The sequence below is a fragment of the Mesorhizobium amorphae CCNWGS0123 genome, assembly GCF_001686985.1.
GTDB lineage: Bacteria > Pseudomonadota > Alphaproteobacteria > Rhizobiales > Rhizobiaceae > Mesorhizobium > Mesorhizobium amorphae.
This window is the reverse complement of record NZ_CP015318.1, coordinates 4,264,934-4,281,684: the sequence shown is the minus strand read 5'-3', so window position 1 is coordinate 4,281,684 and position 16,751 is coordinate 4,264,934. Positions and strand designations below refer to the sequence as shown.

At 61.5% G+C, this 16,751-nt stretch carries 16 protein-coding genes; 10 read left to right on the top strand and 6 right to left on the bottom strand.

Going from position 1 to position 16,751, the window contains the following annotated elements:
* Positions 1–196: 196 nt before the first annotated feature.
* The 5 genes from A6B35_RS20190 to A6B35_RS20170 all read left to right on the top strand — a co-directional run bounded on the left by A6B35_RS20190 (position 197) and on the right by A6B35_RS20170 (position 6,150).
* Positions 197–2,653: a penicillin-binding protein 1A gene (locus A6B35_RS20190; RefSeq protein ID WP_006200811.1), complete on the top strand. Its 2,457-nt coding sequence runs from the start codon at positions 197–199 to the stop codon at positions 2,651–2,653.
* A 180-nt stretch (positions 2,654–2,833) separates the two neighbouring features.
* Positions 2,834–3,965, top strand: a protein-coding gene (prfB, locus tag A6B35_RS20185; RefSeq protein ID WP_100084754.1) for a peptide chain release factor 2 whose coding sequence is annotated in 2 segments (ribosomal slippage) — positions 2,834–2,899 and positions 2,901–3,965 — 1,131 coding nt in all. Because the reading frame shifts where the segments join, the coding sequence is not laid out codon by codon here.
* A gap of 478 nt (positions 3,966–4,443) precedes the next feature.
* Positions 4,444–4,821: a hypothetical protein gene (locus A6B35_RS20180; RefSeq protein WP_006200809.1), complete on the top strand. Its 378-nt coding sequence runs from the start codon at positions 4,444–4,446 to the stop codon at positions 4,819–4,821.
* Positions 4,822–4,970: 149 nt separating this feature from the next.
* Complete coding sequence (locus tag A6B35_RS20175; protein WP_006200808.1) at positions 4,971–5,339, top strand: GFA family protein; 369 nt, start codon at positions 4,971–4,973, stop codon at positions 5,337–5,339.
* A gap of 160 nt (positions 5,340–5,499) precedes the next feature.
* Positions 5,500–6,150 carry a YiaD family glycine zipper/OmpA-like lipoprotein gene (locus tag A6B35_RS20170; RefSeq protein WP_040582308.1) on the top strand — a complete coding sequence of 217 codons (651 nt, stop codon included), beginning with the start codon at positions 5,500–5,502 and terminating at the stop codon, positions 6,148–6,150.
* 70 nt (positions 6,151–6,220) lie between these two features.
* Here A6B35_RS20170 and A6B35_RS20165 read toward each other — a convergent pair whose 3' ends face one another.
* Positions 6,221–7,798: a DEAD/DEAH box helicase gene (locus A6B35_RS20165; RefSeq protein ID WP_040582283.1), complete on the bottom strand. Its 1,578-nt coding sequence runs from the start codon at positions 7,796–7,798 to the stop codon at positions 6,221–6,223.
* A 191-nt stretch (positions 7,799–7,989) separates the two neighbouring features.
* Complete coding sequence (locus A6B35_RS20160) at positions 7,990–8,763, bottom strand: NAD kinase (protein WP_006200805.1); 774 nt, start codon at positions 8,761–8,763, stop codon at positions 7,990–7,992.
* Positions 8,764–9,049: 286 nt separating this feature from the next.
* Here A6B35_RS20160 and A6B35_RS35660 point away from each other — a divergent pair, with 286 nt between their 5' ends.
* Positions 9,050–9,199: a hypothetical protein gene (locus A6B35_RS35660; RefSeq protein WP_244425881.1), complete on the top strand. Its 150-nt coding sequence runs from the start codon at positions 9,050–9,052 to the stop codon at positions 9,197–9,199.
* A gap of 95 nt (positions 9,200–9,294) precedes the next feature.
* Here the strand turns inward: A6B35_RS35660 and A6B35_RS20155 are convergent, their stop codons facing one another.
* From A6B35_RS20155 to A6B35_RS20140, 4 genes are all read right to left on the bottom strand, one after another.
* Positions 9,295–10,059 carry an O-methyltransferase gene (locus tag A6B35_RS20155; protein ID WP_202799448.1) on the bottom strand — a complete coding sequence of 255 codons (765 nt, stop codon included), beginning with the start codon at positions 10,057–10,059 and terminating at the stop codon, positions 9,295–9,297.
* Between the two features lie 105 nt (positions 10,060–10,164).
* Entirely contained in the window at positions 10,165–10,752 is a 588-nt protein-coding gene (locus tag A6B35_RS37195) for a CatB-related O-acetyltransferase (protein WP_280110132.1), read from the bottom strand.
* Between the two features lie 29 nt (positions 10,753–10,781).
* The gene (locus tag A6B35_RS20145) at positions 10,782–11,540 is read right to left on the bottom strand and encodes a glycosyltransferase family 25 protein (RefSeq protein ID WP_006200801.1); all 759 of its coding nucleotides are present in this window, start codon (positions 11,538–11,540) and stop codon (positions 10,782–10,784) included.
* A 70-nt stretch (positions 11,541–11,610) separates the two neighbouring features.
* Complete coding sequence (locus tag A6B35_RS20140) at positions 11,611–12,549, bottom strand: hypothetical protein (RefSeq protein WP_006200800.1); 939 nt, start codon at positions 12,547–12,549, stop codon at positions 11,611–11,613.
* Positions 12,550–12,839: 290 nt separating this feature from the next.
* Between A6B35_RS20140 and A6B35_RS20135 the strand changes: the two genes are divergently transcribed.
* Genes A6B35_RS20135 through A6B35_RS20120 form a run of 4 tightly spaced genes read left to right on the top strand, consistent with a single transcriptional unit; the run spans position 12,840 to position 16,725 of the window.
* Positions 12,840–13,931: an ABC transporter ATP-binding protein gene (locus tag A6B35_RS20135; RefSeq protein WP_006200799.1), complete on the top strand. Its 1,092-nt coding sequence runs from the start codon at positions 12,840–12,842 to the stop codon at positions 13,929–13,931.
* Positions 13,932–13,936: 5 nt separating this feature from the next.
* The gene (locus tag A6B35_RS20130) at positions 13,937–14,857 is read left to right on the top strand and encodes an ABC transporter permease (protein ID WP_006200798.1); all 921 of its coding nucleotides are present in this window, start codon (positions 13,937–13,939) and stop codon (positions 14,855–14,857) included.
* Entirely contained in the window at positions 14,850–15,650 is an 801-nt protein-coding gene (locus A6B35_RS20125) for an ABC transporter permease (protein WP_006200797.1), read from the top strand. The genes A6B35_RS20130 and A6B35_RS20125 overlap by 8 nt, the downstream gene beginning before the upstream one ends.
* Positions 15,651–15,690: 40 nt before the next feature.
* On the top strand, positions 15,691–16,725 hold the full coding sequence (locus A6B35_RS20120; RefSeq protein ID WP_006200796.1) for an ABC transporter substrate-binding protein: 1,035 nt from the start codon (positions 15,691–15,693) through the stop codon (positions 16,723–16,725).
* Positions 16,726–16,751: the final 26 nt, after the last annotated feature.

Genomic DNA, 16,751 nt, shown 5'->3' with positions numbered 1-16,751 from the left:
CAACCAGAGGCAGCGTTGCGCGACGACAACACCCGGCGCTATTATTTCCCGCACGGGAAGCCGAAGTCCCAGCGTTGCCGTATTTTGTCCACATGATGGCGACATGGGTTTTCCATTGCGGATTGGGACCGTCCCGGAAGCTTGCGCGGAAGGCGGCTTCGTTTAGGAAATTCCCGGACCACGGACTGGAGCGGGCATGATTCGTCTCATCGGCTATTTCTTTGGCATCGGCACGACGCTGGCCCTTCTGGTGGCCGCGGGCGTGGCGATCTATATCGGCCATCTGTCGAAGGACCTGCCCGACTACGAAGTGCTGGCCAAATACGAGCCGCCGGTGACGACGCGCATCCATGCGTCCGACGGATCGCTGATGGCCGAATATGCACGCGAACGGCGCCTCTATCTGCCAATCCAGGCGGTTCCGGATCGCGTCAAGGCGGCCTTCCTGTCGGCCGAGGACAAGAATTTCTACAACCATCCGGGTATCGACGTGACCGGCCTTGGCCGCGCGGTCATCGTCAATTTGCAGAATGCCGGCTCGGGCAGGCGCCAGGTCGGTGCCTCGACGATCACCCAGCAGGTGGCGAAGAACTTCCTGCTCACCTCGGACCAGACCTATGAGCGCAAGATCAAGGAGATGATCCTGGCCTTCCGCATCGAGCAGGCCTATTCGAAGGACCGCATTCTCGAGCTCTATCTCAACGAGATCTTTTTCGGCTTCGGCGCCTATGGCGTCGCCGGTGCCGCGCTCACCTATTTCGACAAATCGGTGAATGAGTTGACCGTGGCGGAAGCGGCCTATCTGGCCTCGCTGCCGAAGGGCCCCAATAACTACCATCCCTTCAAACATGCCGACCGTGCGCTCGAGCGCCGCAACTGGGTCATCGACCAGATGGTCGTGAACGGCTATGTGACGCGCGAAGAGGGCGACAAGGCCAAGGCCGAGCCGCTCGGTGTCACGCCGCGCCGCAACGGCACCTATCTGTTCGCCGGCGAATACTTTACCGAGGAAGTGCGCCGCCAGATCATTTCCCGCTACGGCGAGAATGCGCTCTACGAAGGCGGTCTGTCCGTCCGGACGACGCTCGATCCGAAGATCCAGCTCATCGCCCGCAAGGCGATGCAGAACGGGTTGCTGAAATACGACACGCTGCGCGGCTATCGCGGGCCGGTGAAGAATATCGACGTCTCCGGCGACTGGGGCGTGCCGCTCGGCAACGTCAAGGGGCTGGAAGACGTGCCGGAATGGTCCTTGGCCGTCGTGCTCGACAGTTCCGAGACCGGCCTCACCATCGGCCTGCAACCGACACGCCAGGTTTCCGGCGACATCGTCAAGGAGCGCGTCGAAGGCACGGTCAGCAAGGAAGACATGGGCTTTGCCATGCGCCATGTTGTCGACGGCAAGACGGTCAAGGCCAAGTCGCCGGCCGACGTGCTCAAGCCCGGCGACGTCATCTACGTGCAGAAGAACGAAGGTTCCGACAGCGCCTACAGCCTGCGCCAGGTTCCGGAAGTGGAAGGTGGCCTGGTCGCCATGGATCCGCACACCGGCCGCGTGCTGGCCATGGTCGGTGGCTTCTCCTATGCGCAGTCGGAATTCAACCGCGCGACGCAGGCGATGCGCCAGCCGGGCTCTTCGTTCAAGCCGATCGTCTATTCGGCGGCGCTCGACAATGGCTACACGCCGGCCTCGGTGATCATGGACGGTCCGATCACCATCCAGAGCGGCAACACGACATGGACGCCGAAGAACTATGACGGCACCGCGGCCGGTCCGGCGACCTTGCGTTCCGGCATCGAAAAATCACGCAACCTGATGACGGTGCGGCTTGCCAACGACATGGGCATGAAGCTGGTCGTGGAATATGCCGAGCGCTTCGGTGTTTATGACCATCTGGCGGCGTATCTGCCGATGGCGCTGGGCTCCGGCGAGACGACGGTCATGCGCATGGTGTCGGCCTATTCGATCATGGCCAATGGCGGCAAGTCGATCAAACCCTCGCTCATCGACCGCATCCAGGACCGCTACGGCAAGACCGTGTTCAAGCAGGACGAGCGCGGCTGCGAAGGCTGCAACGCCAACGAATGGAAGAACCAGCCCGAGCCGGAACTGGTCGACAATGCCGAGCAGGTGCTCGATCCTATGACCGCCTATCAGATCACCTCGATGATGGAAGGCGTCGTGCAGCGCGGCACCGGCGCCACCATCGCAGAACTCGGCCGTCATATCGCCGGCAAGACCGGCACGACGAATGACGAGAAGGACGCCTGGTTCATCGGCTATACGCCGAACCTCGTCGTCGGCCTCTATATGGGCTACGACACGCCACGCGGGCTTGGCAAAGGCGCGACCGGTGGCGGTCTGGCGGCGCCGATCTTCAAGGATTTCATGCGCGTGGCGCTCGACGGCACGCCCAATGTCGACTTCCAGGTACCGGAAGGCATGAAGCTGATCGCCATCAACCGCAAGACCGGCATGAAGGCAGGCGAAGGCGAGGCGGGCACCATCATCGAAGCCTTCAAGCCCGGCACCGGTCCGGCCGACAGTTATTGGGTGATCGGCATGGGCGCCGACGGTTCCAACGGCGCCGGCGGCGCGCTGTCGCCGCAAGCCACGCAGGCCATCCAGTCGGGCGGCGGCGGCCTCTACTGACGACCTCGATATCGAACCGAGCCGGCCTCCTTTGGCCGGACCATGATCTTATCCGAAAACCGGTTTCCACTTTTCGGGATCATGGTTTAGCCGGCCCATTTCGCTTTACAGGCGGCGGTGCCGTCCCTATGTATCGCGCCGACCAAGCGCCATTTTCAGCAACAGGATCGAACAGCCAGCATGCGCGCGGAAACGCAGAATATTGTCGACGAGATCAGGCAGGCGATAACCCTGCTGAGGAGGCATCTTTGACTGGGACCAGGCCATAAAGCGGCTTGAGTACCTGAATGTGCGGGCAGAGGATTCCAGCCTCTGGAACGAGCCGCTGGAAGCGCAGAAGCTGATGCGGGAACGCCAGGGCCTCGAGGAGGGCATCGCTGCGGTCAAGGGCCTGACCCAGGCGCTGGAAGACAATGTCGGGCTGATCGAGCTTGGTGAGGAAGAGGGCGACGAGGGCGTCATTGCCGAGGCCGAAGCGTCATTGCGCTCGATGCAAGGCGAGGCGAAGGCCCGCCAGGTCGAGACGCTGCTGTCGGGCGAGGCGGACGCCAACGACACCTATCTCGAAATCCATGCCGGCGCCGGCGGCACCGAGAGCCAGGACTGGGCCTCGATGCTGTTGCGCATGTACACGCGCTGGGCGGAACGGCGCCGCTTCAAGGTTGAAGTGCTGGAAGTTCACGACGGCGAAGAGGCCGGCATCAAGTCCGCCACGCTGCTGATCAAAGGCCACAACGCCTATGGCTGGATGAAGACGGAATCCGGCGTCCACCGCCTGGTGCGCATTTCGCCTTATGACAGCAATGCCCGCCGCCACACCTCCTTCGCCAGCGTCTGGGTCTATCCGGTCATCGACGACACGATCGAGATCGACGTTTCGGAATCCGATGTCCGCATCGACACCTATCGTTCGTCCGGCTCGGGCGGCCAGCACGTCAACACCACCGATTCCGCGGTCCGCATCACCCATATCGCTACCGGCATCGCGGTTGCCTGCCAGGCCGAGCGCTCGCAGCACAAGAACAAGGCCAAGGCCTGGGAGATGCTGCGCTCGCGCCTCTACGAGGAAGAGCTGAAGAAGCGCGAAGCGGTGGCCAACGCCACCGAGGCGTCGAAGAGCGACATCGGCTGGGGCCACCAGATTCGCTCCTATGTGCTGCAGCCCTACCAGCTGGTGAAGGATTTGCGCACCGGCGTCGAGAGCACCAGCCCGTCGAGCGTGCTCGACGGCGATCTCGACGATTTCATGGAGGCCTCGCTGTCGCAGCGCATCGAGGGCGGGGCCGGCGAAGCGGTGGCGGACCTCGACTAGGGTATGTTCACATTCAGTGAGACCGGCCTGCAAATGGCGGTTTCCTGCGCTTCCGGACGATCCGAGCACCCGCCCGACGGCCCACATCTTCGTCGATTCCAAGGCGAAATGGTTCACAGTCACCGACGACCTGCCGCAGTATAAGGGGTATGTGAACTGAGCTTCCGCCGGCGGGTAGGCGGAACCAGCGGGTGCGTATTTCGTTGAGTGCAATCCCTGGCCGCAGGCTGCGTTAACTGCTCGTTAACCAAGCCGGCGCACCATTTCGTATGGCAGATGTCGGCGCCGGGCTGCGGCACTATGCGCTCAGCAATTCCTTGCGCCGACCAAGGAATCAGCCCAGCATTCGGGCTGAGGGACCAAAAGCATTTATGGCCGGACGCGGCATATCTGCGACCTGACGATCTGGCCACTGGGAAGACACGTTCTGGGAACGGGCAAGCGAAACGCTTGGGGCTCGTTTGAAAGGAACATTTCCATGTCTGCTGCCACACTTCGATCGGCCGCTGCCGTTCAACCGGCTGGCCGACTTCTGTTTTCCCTGTTCGCAACCGGTGCGATCGCATTGCTGACGGCGCCTGCTTTCGCGCACGATGCCAAGCCCACCGCGGCGCGGCCGCAGGGCTGGAGCTATCCGTTCGCCTGCTGTGCCAACTACGATTGCCGTACCACGCATACGGGCGAAGTGTTGGAAAGGCCCGAGGGTTATGTAATCGCCGGCACGGGTGAGGTTGTTCCAATGAGCGACAAGCGCGTCAAGGACAGCCCTGACGGCGATTTCCACTGGTGTGCGCACCAGGCTGGTCTCGATGCCGGCAAGACGATCTGCCTGTTCGTGCCACCACGCTCATATTGAGGCAATTGCCGTCACGGGATCGGCGCGAGGGCGTGGCTTTGAGGGTTCGGCTTGGGTGCGGCAGGCATGCAAGCCTGCCGACAGGCGGTTGTCAGGAACGTTTCTTTATGTTGCCTTTGCCGCGGCGGGCAACGGAGAGGAACTCGTTCATGACCATCAAGGGAAGCTGCCACTGCAAGGCGACGACATTCGAGGTTTCGCAAGCGCCCGAGACCGTGACGCAATGCACATGCACCTTCTGCTCGAAGCGCGGCTCGCTCTGGGCCTACTACGTTCCCTCGCAATTCAAGCTCACCAGCCCGCCTGAAAACGTCTCTTTCTACCGCTGGGGGTCAAAAACCATAAAGCACGGATTTTGCGCCACATGCGGTTGCGGCACCTTCACCGAGACGCCGGACTGGTCGAGCGGCGAGCCGGATTTCGACAATCCGAAGATCAGCGTGAATTCGCGCCTGTTCGACGATTTCGATCTCGACAAGGTCGAGGTGGTCGTCATCGACGGCAGGAACCTCTGGTAGCCGGTCTCGCAGAGGCTGGCGCGGCAACGTGTGATTGAGCCTGGAAAAGCCTTGGCCGGCGCTTTCCCCGTTCCGCTTTTCGCCGTATTTCATGTACAAGTCCGGGCGAAGGGCTTGTATGCGCGGCTGCAATGGCTGCGGTTTGAAGAGGGACGATTCTATGAAAAAGACTGTGCTCGTCGTCGTGGCGACGGCTGTGCTCGTGAGCGCTTGCACCACAACCGATCCGTACACCGGGGAGCAGAAGGTCTCCAACACGGCAGCCGGCGCCGGCCTTGGCGCGCTGGCCGGTGCGGGCATCGGCCTGCTTGCCGGCGGCAATGACCGCCGCAACGCGCTGATCGGCGCCGGCATCGGCGCGCTTGCCGGCGGCGCCATCGGCGCCACCATGGACCAGAACGAGGCGGAACTGCGCCGCCAGCTCCAGGGCACCGGCGTCAGCGTCACGCGCACCGGCGACCAGATCATCCTCAACATGCCGTCCGACATCACCTTCAACGTTGATCAGGACGCGGTGAAGCCGGGCTTCTATCAGGTGCTTAATTCGGTGGCACTGGTGCTGAACAAGTTCCGCCAGACCACGGTCGACGTGTTCGGCCACACCGATTCGACCGGCGGCGACGAACACAATTTCGATCTGTCGCAGCGCCGCGCGCTGGCGGTCGCCAACTATCTGTCCGGCCAGGGCGTCGATTCGCGCCGCTTCGCCGTCACCGGCTTCGGCAAGACCCGCCCGATCGCGTCCAACGCCACATCGGCCGGCCGCGCCCAGAACCGGCGCGTCGAGATCCAGCTCTCGCCGCTCACCTGAAAACGGTGGCACTGAACGTCAAAACGGCCCCGCAAGGGGCCGTTTTTGTTTGTAGATCGAACCTGGACGATCAGACCTTGGCGACGATCCGCATGAAGGCCGGCATGTCGTCGCCGAAGCCGACGGTGGCGTCGTTGTCTTCCTGGCGGTGGCGGGCAGGGCGGTTGCTGTCGCGCTGCGGCCTCGAATCGCCCCGCTCCGGCGTACGCTGCTCGTTGCGGTCGGCCTTGCGCTCGGTGTTTTCCGAACGGATCGCTTCCTTGCGCGCCCGGCGCTCGCCGATGTCGGCAACCGTGGCCTCGGCCGCGACTGGCTGTTCATCGTGCGCCGCTTCCGGCGGCGCTGCTTCGCTGGGCTTGGCGTGACGTTCGCGCGGCTTGCGCTCGCCCTTTTCCTTGCGGTCGTCGTCCTTGCGGCCGGCGCGGCGCGGGGCGCCACGGCCACGGCGCGGTGCTTCGTCCTCGCCCTCGCTGGCGACGACTGTCGACAGGTCGCCGTCATGCCACTCGATCTTGTTGCCGATCAGGCGCTCGATGGCGTCGATGTATTTGGTGTCCGACTTGGTGGCGATGGTGAAGGATTTGCCCGAGCGTCCGGCGCGGCCGGTGCGGCCGATGCGGTGGACATAGTCCTCGGCATGGATCGGCACGTCGTAGTTGAAGACATGGCTGACATCGGGAATGTCGAGACCGCGCGCGGCGACGTCCGAAGCGACGAGGTAGCGCAGCTTGCCGTCACGGAAATTGGCCAGCATCTGCATGCGCGCGCGCTGGTCCATGTCGCCATGCAGGGCGCCGGCGTCGAAATCATACTTCAGCAGCGAGCGGAACAGTTCCGACACCTCGACCTTGCGGTTGCAGAAGATGATGGCGTTCTTCAGCTCGGCATCTTCGGCCTTCATCAAATTGCGCAGCGTCTCGCGCTTGTCCCAGGGTTTGGAGCCGGACTTGACCAGGCGCTGGATGATGCTGGTGGCGGTGGACGCAGCTTTCGAAACCTCGACACGCACCGGCGCATGCAGGAATTTTTCGGTGAGCTTGGTGATCTCGGGCGGCATCGTCGCCGAGAAGAACAGCGTCTGCCTTGTGAACGGGATCATCTCGCAGATGCGCTCGATGTCGGGGATGAAGCCCATGTCGAGCATGCGGTCGGCCTCGTCGATGACGAGGATCTCGACGCCGTTGAGCAAGAGCTTGCCGCGCTCACGGTGGTCGAGCAGGCGGCCGGGCGTCGCGATCAGCACGTCGGCGCCGCGCTCCAGCTTCTTGTCCTGCTCGTCGAAGGAGACGCCGCCGATCAAGAGCGCGATGTTGAGCTTGTGGTTCTTGCCGTATCTGATGAAATTCTCCTCCACCTGCGCGGCGAGTTCGCGCGTCGGTTCGAGGATCAGCGTGCGCGGCATGCGGGCGCGGGCGCGGCCTTTTTCAAGCCGGGTCAGCATCGGCAGCACGAAGGATGCCGTCTTGCCGGTACCGGTCTGGGCGATGCCCAAAATATCCTTGCCGAGCAAGGCGTGCGGGATGGCGCCGGCCTGGATCGGAGTCGGCTGCGTGTAGCCGGCATCGGTGACTGCGGAAAGGACCTTCGGCGACAGGCCGAGGTCCGAAAAAGTCAACGCTTCTTGAGCGGTCTGGGTGTCTGAGGACAAGTCTTGATGTCTTTGGCTGGTTCGGGGAAGCGCAACGGCAACCGTCGCGGCAAGCGCTGCGCGCCTGCAAGATCGGTAATGCGATTAGGCGCAAGCCCGCGATTTGTCAACAGAAACGGGCCGGAATGCTACGATTGTGAAGACGTAACCTTAATCGCGATGCTTAATCGAGGTCCGGTCGTTGCGCCGGCTCAATAGCGGAATTGTTCCGCCAGGATGCGTTCGTTCCACGAATGATTGGGATCGAACAGCAATGTTGCTGTCGCCGTCGGTGACTCCCGCACCGTGACCGAGGCCACCGCCTTCACCTCGGTATGGTCGGCGGCGGCGTTCACCGGCCGTTTTTCCGGCTCCAGAATGTCGAAGCGAACCGTTGCCTTGTTGGAGAGCAGCGCGCCACGCCAGCGGCGCGGGCGGAACGGACTGACCGGGGTCAGCGCCAGAAGCGGCGCATCGAGCGGCAGGATCGGCCCGTGCGCGGACAGATTGTAGGCGGTCGAGCCGGCAGGCGTGGCGATCATGACGCCGTCGCAGTTCAATTCCTCCAGCCGAATTTGTTCGTCGACGGTGATGCGGATCTTTGCCGTCTGGTAGGATTGCCGCCACAGCGCGACCTCGTTGATGGCGAGAGCCGAAACCGTCTCGCCCGCATGCGTGAGCGCCAGCATCTCCAGCGGACGGATGGTCTCGGCGACGGCCGCCGCGATGCGCTCGACGAGGCCGCCGGCGCGGTATTCGTTCATCAGGAAGCCGATGGTGCCACGGTTCATGCCGTAGACCTTCTTCCCCGTGCTCATCGTGTCGCGCAGGGTCTGCAACAGGAAACCGTCGCCGCCGAGCGCGACGACAATCTCGGCGTCTTCGACCGAAGTCTGGCCATAGCGCGCCGACAGGTTTTCCAGCGCTGCTTTGGCGTCGGTTGTGTCGGAGGAAACGAAGGCGAGACGGCTGGCGGCTTTGCTCATGGTTCCCCGATGACGACCGATTGGCGACGACCGATTGGCGGCGACCGGTCTGCCGGGCCGCGCCTGCGCCGGGGGTAGCATGGGCCACCGGCTTCTGCAAAGGGAGGCCGGGCCTTGATGCGGCACCGCGGACATGACCGCTCGCGCTTCGTGTCGCGGAACAAGGGAACGTGATGGTTAAGACGGGACTTAAGCTCTCGTAAAGCCGGATCGTTCATGTTAGCCGGCAGTGGATGGGCGGCGTGGGGGCCAACAAGTCGAGACCTGTCTATTGCCGGTGACCCGCATGATCATCGTCTTCCTGATGCTGGGAAGCTTTGCGCTCGTCTTTTCCGAACTGGTGCGCCAGTCCGAGGAAATGAGCATCCGGCCTCAGCCCACCGCCTCGCGCTGCGGCGATGCCGCCGGCATGCCCTGTCCGCAAAAGGCGCTGTAGGTTCACAAATCCGGTGATATTGACGCCGGATAGGCGGCGGGTGGCGCAGGGCACGCCGCAGGAAGCATTGTGACGAAAGACGCTGCGCCCGCGCCTTATTCGGCGGCAAGACTTTTCCTGGTGCCCGCTTTGCCATTCCAGTCCACCAGACCGGTCCCGCTCCAGTGCCCAAACGACGTTATGTCCAGCTTCGGGCGCTTCAACTGGCGCCATATGTGGATCATGTTCAGGACGCGGGTGTCGTCGAACATGACGATCGGGTTCTTGGGCAAGGTTAGAGCACCTAGAGTGTCGATGAAATTCTGTTCGGTGACGCCGTCTTTTGGGGCATCTATAAAAATGAAATCGGCCTCTGCAAAAAGGCTTCGATAGGGCTCCATCCCCTCGGGCTTTGTAACGTCAGCCAGATGTTGAACGATGCGCCCATCTGCGAAATCAGCCTGGCGAAACCAGGATCGCTTAAGGCTATTCCACGGCACGATGTCGAAAGTGACAACCCTGCCGCCTGGTGGAAGCGCCGAGGCGATCGACAGCGTTCCCATGCCCGTCCAGGTTCCAATCTCGATAACGGTCAAAGCTTCCAGGTCCGCCACCAACGCGGCGAGAAGCCGGTAGTGTTCTCCTGGCCAAGTGCGGTACCAGCGCGGCTCCTTGGCTTTTCTGCTGTCCAGGTCGGGAAAAGAAATATCGGCAGCGCGACTGGCCGCCCTAATGGCCAGATCAACCAGGCGTCGCGTTGGCTGCCAAACCTCGTCGTCCGAGCTCAAAATTATCGACTCGAGCTTATGTCTCGCCGGAGTGCGCAACAAAGCCTGTTCCATGGGAGCAAGCTCGGGACGCTTTTTTCCAAAACCAAACATGTCTGATACCCCCGCTGGAGCCGCACATACTGGCTCCTTTCAGTTCCCACAAGCCCGAGAGCTCTTGGCCAAAGCTCGCCAAGTGGTCAAAACAGGAGGTTGCTATCAAGGCGCAGTCTGAAAATGCTTCGCAACAAATATTTCTATCGGACCGGTTAGCGTATCGGCCTCTTGTTTGATCTTGTTGTCATCCCATTCCCACCAGCGGATTGCGAGCAATTTTGAGACAATCTCGTCGGCGAAGCGGAATCGGATAATTCTCGCGGGGTTCCCGGCGACAATTGCATAGGGTGGCACATCCCTGGTGACCACTGCGCCGGCGCCGACGACGGCACCATGACCGATGCTTACGCCAGGCAATATGGTCGCTCTGAAACCGACCCAGACGTCGTTGCCAATATTCACGCCGGCCCGCCTTCCGCCATTGTCGACCGGCGAGGGCTTTTTCAGCAGCTGCATGTGGACCGGAAACGATGTCGCGCAGTCCATCGAATGATTGCCGGAGCACATGATGACGACCTGGCCGGCGATCGAGCAAAAGGAGCCGACATTCAAGGGTGCCTCTGCGGACTGCATGGAGACCGTGTGCTTCGTTATCCCATAGGTGTGGCGACCAACAGTTACGTTCGCTGCCAACGGGTGCCTTGCCCCGAGGATGCGATGCTCGCGCAACCAGTTGGATAGTTTCGACAAAGGGTATCTCCAAAAACAAACGGAAACCGCTACGCACTTTTCCTGGAATTGCTCTTGCCGCGCGCGTTGTGACCGAAGAAGCGCCGGCTGGCTTTCTTCCAACTCCAGCTGATCCGTTTCAGCCACAAGTAACGAGCCGAGCCCGCGACCGAGCTTTGGAAAGCACCGTTCTGGCTTCCTTGTTCAACGATCGGCCGCTCGAACCAGAGCATTTCTATGCCCAGCTTCTCATCGATATGTTCAATCTGATGGTCGATCGGCTTTGACAGTTTGTGCTCGGCCAACCAATCGAGCCTGGCTTTGGCGACCGGGCGCGTGATCAGGTATGAATCGGCGCAGCGCGCATGGAGCCCCGGATAGAGTCTCTGGTCCTTCCGCAGCTTCCATCGAGGCACATAGTAGTTGCTGCCGCTGCCGAGATAGACGACAGCCTTCCGGTCCGCACTGCCGAACTCGGCAATGCATTCGCCCAGCTTGCCGACGAAGTCGGCGTCAAGGAACACATCGTCCTCGAACACCAGGCAAAACGGCTTGTCCGTTTCGAGAAACTCCCGCCATATGCCGACCTGCTTCAGGGCAAGTGAGACTTCGGACGGCCGCAATTTGTCCGATCCAACAAAGGATGCCCTGGTTTCCTCCGTGATATCCGCAACGTCCCAGTCGAGAAAGAAATGGACCGGCACGCCGCGCCGGCCAAACTCTTTCAGGATATGACGCTCCCGGTCCTCGTAGCCTTGTTTGACGTGGCATACGCGGACGAAGACCTTGTCGGATGGGAACTCTTGCATTTTTGCGTCTGTAAAGTTGCAGGTCTCGAAAATCCAGAGGCGCCGTTCATCCGCGGCAGTCGATACCGGATCAGGAATCGCTGGCAATCCGGTTCTGGGCGCCGCCGAGGTAGGTTTCCCAAACATAGTCGCGCAACAGTTCGCGATGCTGCGCGGTGCGGTGATGACGGGTTTTTTGGTCGGCGTAGGAGGAGCCTCCGACATGAAAGAAAGCGGCGTCAAACATCTGATGATGCTCACTGCGTTCGCCAGCCAGCACGACAGCAGCGGGTTCTTCGACCGCGGCTGAAATGTCTGCTTCCGCCAGGCGCGAATAGAGCGGCAGCCAGTTGCCGCCGCCGGTGTCCAGCCCAAGCTCCATACGCGGCCCGAAATCCAGATCCAGTCCCTCGACGGCCGCGAAGCGGAAGAAGCAAAAGCCTCCCCAAAGATGCCATTTGGGATCGTCTACAGTTGGCTTGTAGCGAAAGTTCTCGTTGGCAGGCAGCTTGAGACCATAGACGACCTTTCCTTCCATCCGCTCGGGAATGTTGAAGGGTGCGACCGGGAAGCAATCGTGATCGATGTATCCAAAGAATTCCGGCCGAAGGTGCCTGACGATGTTGTCAAACACCCAGGTCAGGGCCGTCCCGTGCGAGCGCGACCAATGGCGCTCACGACGATTGGGCAAGCCGAAGTAAGGTACGCCTCTTGCCGAGCAGATGCGTTCAATCGATTTTCTCGCCGCATCGCTGGACGAATTGTCGACGACCACGAGCGACAATCCCGGCGAGTGGATCTGCCATGCCCTGGTCAAGGCATCGATGACCCAAGGCGTGTTGAAGGCGATGGTAAAGCAAACCCTGGACAATCCGGATTTTTGCAAATGGCGCGAGAATTCCCGCCCACGGCTCGCGCCCTTGGCCTGATAAATTCGGTACGACAGTTTATCGCGGATGGATTTCGCCTTGCCGACGAAGCTGCTGGCATTGATCGCGTCGAGGGTTCCCTTCAGAATTTTTCGTGCCATCGCCTGTTCTCATTTCCGATGCGGCCGCGACAGGCTTTGACCGGCCGAGATCCAGACATAGCGTCTAGCACCAAAGCCTCGCCTCACAAGCGCCTTTCGGTTGGGAAGCGTGCTTACAAGGCGCGCCAATGGTCGCTCGCCCTACTGATCCGCATCGTCAACGGTCGCCGGACTGCCGCACGTTCAAAAAGATATTGACTGTATGTTTAGTCATAGTTATCCCTGATGGTGAGAAGTGAGTTGGTCAGCCGGCGTTCGCCGGTGAATGGCCACCAGAAAAGGGGAACATCTTGACAGCCATCCGGCCCGCCGTTGAGGCGAAGGGCGTCAGCAGGATTTTTCAGGGAGCCGGCCAGGACGCGGTCAAAGCGCTCGACAACGTCTCGGTCTCGATCCGCGAGAATGAGTTCTTCACCTTGCTTGGCCCGTCCGGCTGCGGAAAGACCACGCTGCTCAGGCTGATCGCCGGCTTCGACTATCCGACCGATGGCGAGATCCTGCTGCATGGCCAGGACATCGCGCCGCTGCCGCCGTTCAAGCGGCCGGTCAACACCGTATTCCAGTCCTATGCACTGTTCCCGCACATGACGGTGGCCGAGAACATCGGCTTCGGCCTCAAAATGCTGGGCAAGCCGAAGGCCGAGATCGCTGCACGTGTCGATGCGATGCTCAAGCTCGTCCACATGCAGGAGCAGAGGAACCGCCGCACCAGCCAGATCTCCGGCGGTCAGCAGCAGCGCGTGGCGCTCGCGAGGGCCTTGGCACCGCAGCCCAAAGTGCTGTTGCTCGACGAGCCGCTCTCGGCGCTCGACTACAAGCTGCGCAAGGAAATGCAGATCGAATTGAAGCGGCTGCAGCACGAGACCGGCATCACCTTCATCTTCGTCACCCATGACCAGGAAGAAGCGCTGACAATGTCCGACCGCATCGCGGTGATGTCGTCGGGCAACATCCTGCAGGTCGGCACGCCATGGGATGTCTACGACCGCCCGGCCGAGCGTTTCGTCGCCGACTTCATCGGCGAGACGAATTTTTTGACCGGCACAATCGAGAGTGCAGGCAACGGCCATGCGCGGATCGTCTTGAGTTCGGGCGCGAGGATCTGCGCAACCGCTGCCAAAGACTTTCAGCTGGGCAGTATGGCGACGCTTATGGTGCGGCCCGAGCATGCCAGGCTGGTCAAGGGCACCGGCGATCTGGCCGGCACGATCGAGACCATCGTCTATTTCGGCACCGACACGCACATCCATGTCCGGCTGGACGGCGGCGAGGCTTTCATCGTGCGTCAGCAGAATTCGCGCTGCGCCAATTGCGGCTTCGAGCGGGGCGACAAGGTCGGCATCCAGATCGGCGACGACGCCGCGCAGCTGCTAAAGGACTAGGGCCGATGGCGAGCGCGAAAGAGATCGCCGACAAGGCCGAGCGCGACGATATCCAATCGCGCTGGCTGCTCTCCACTCCGGCGCTGCTGATCGTCTTCCTCGCGGCGCTTGGGCCGCTGCTGATCGTGGTGGTCTACTCCTTCCTGACGCCCGGCAATTACGGCGACGTGAAGTGGCAGTTCTCGACCAACGCCTGGGTGAGCGTGCTGCTCGAACGTGACGTCTTCGACGACACGTTGTCGCTTGCCGGCGCGCATCTGTCGATCTTCTGGCGCTCGGTGTCGCTGTCGGCGATGACCACCATCCTGACCCTGATCTTCGGCTTTCCGACTGCCTATTTCATCGCGACGCGGCCCGAACACCGCCGCGATATCTGGCTGTTCCTGATCACCATCCCGTTCTGGACGAACCTTCTGATCCGCACCTTCGCCATGCAGGAGGTGCTGCGCAATGACGGCATCGTCAATTGGGTGCTGCAAGCGCTTGGCATCACCGACCACCCCGTCCAGCTCATGTACACCAACTTCGCGGTGCTCGCCGGCATGGTCTATGTGTTCCTGCCGCTGATGGTGCTGCCGCTCTATGCCAGCATGGAGAAGATCGACTTCCGGCTGGTCGAGGCGGGCTACGATCTCTATGCGACGCGGCTGCAGGTGCTGCGGCGCATCATCATCCCGCTGGTCACGCCGGGCATCGTCGCCGGCTCGATCCTCGTCTTCATTCCCTCGCTCGGCGCCTATGTGACGCCGCGCGTCTTGGGCGGCGGCACCAATCTGATGATCGGCAATCTGATCGAGCTGCAATTCGGCCAGGGGCGGAACTGGCCGCTCGGCGCGGCGCTGTCGATCGCGCTGATGACGATCGTGATGGTCGCGCTGCTGTTCTACGTCCGCAACACAACCAGATCGGATGGCAGTCATGGCTGACCGCTTCGACGTCCGGCGGCAGACAGGCTTCGCCTCGATGGCGATGATGTGTTTCTTCCTGCTCTATCTGCCGATCGCCACGCTGGTGGTCTATGCCTTCAACGACAACGAGTCGCTCGCGATCTGGAAGGGCTTTTCGCTGCGCTGGTTCCATGCCGCCTGGAACAATTCGCTGGTCATCGAATCCTCGATCCGCTCGTTCCAGATCGCCGCTGTCGCTGCAATCCTGGCGACGATCTCGGCAACGATGGCAGCATTGGCGACGACCCGGACCAAGCCATACCGGGGACTGACGTTCAAATACGCCTTCATCAACCAGCCGCTGATGGTGCCGGAGATCGTCACCGCGGTGGCGCTGCTGATCGTGTTCTCACGCATCAAGATCTGGACCGGCTATTCGGGCCTCGGCTACCTGATCCTGGCCCACACCGCCTTCTGCGTGCCGTTCGCCTATCTGCCGATCCGGGCGCGGCTCGAAAGCATGGATTTGTCGCTCGAGACGGCAGCCGCCGATCTCTATGCGACCAAATGGAAGATCTTCCGGCACGTGACCTTGCCGCTGCTCTGGCCGGGCATTCTAGCCGGGCTGATGCTTGCCTTCGTCGTCTCGCTGGACGACGTGGTCATCACAGAATTCGTCAAATCGGGCGGCCAGGACACGTTGCCGACTTTCATGCTCGGCCAGATCCGCCGCGGCGTTACACCCGAGATCAACGCGATCTCGACGGTCTTCCTGGCGCTGTCGATCGGCATCGTCACGGCTTTCTTCTTCATCAGCAGGAAACGGACCTGAGGCCGTATCGCCGACGGTCCCAACAATGGGAGCAAGAAGCATGAACTGGAAACTGACCGCGACGGCCGTCGGGCTGTCGCTGCTGACTGTCACCAGCGCGGCCCGCGCCAACGGCGAGCTCAACATCTACAATTGGGGCAACTACACCAGCCCCGACCTGATCAAGAAATTCGAGGCGACCTACAAGGTCACGGTCACCGTCACCGACTTCGATTCCAACGACACAGCACTCGCCAAGATCCGCCAGGGCGGCGCCGGGTTCGACATCGTCGTGCCGTCGGCCAGCGTCGTTCCGATCTGGATCAGCGAGGGCCTGCTGCTGGAGACCGATCCCAACACGATGGAGAATTTCAAGAACATGGACCCGAAATGGGTCGATGTGCCCTTCGATCCAGGCCGCAAATACACCGTTCCGTGGCAGTGGGGCACGACCGGCGTGTCGGTTAACAAGTCGGTCTATTCCGGCGACATCAACACGTCCGCCATCTTCCTCGATCCACCGGCCGAGCTGGTCGGCAAGATCAATGTCGTGCCGGAAATGGGCGACATCATGTACCTCGCGATCGCCTATGAAGGCGGCGAATACTGCACCGACGACAAGCAGGTGCTGAAGAAGGTGCGCGACAGACTGGTCGAGGCCAAGGCGAAATGGCTGTCCTTCGACTATGGCGCCGTCGATGGGCTGGGCAAGGGCGACATCGCGGCCGGCGTGAACTGGAACGGCATTTCGCTGCGCCAGCGGCTGCAGAACGACAAGATCGTCTATGGCTATCCCAAGGAAGGCTATCCGATCTGGATGGACAATGTCGCGGTTCTCAAGGACGCCAAGAATGTCGAGAACGCAAAACTGTTCCAGAACTTCATCATGGACCCCGAGAACGCCGCGCTAATTTCGGCCTTCGCCCGTTACGCTAACGGCATCAAGGGGTCGGAAGCCTTCATGCCGGCTGACATGAAGGGCGCGCCGGAAGTGGATGTTCCGGCCGAATTTGCGGCCAAGGGCAAATTCATGCCGACCTGTTCGCCGGACGTGCAGGCGCTCTACACGAAAATCTGGACCGACCTGCAGAAATAGCCTGACCCGGGTTTTCCCGCGCCGCG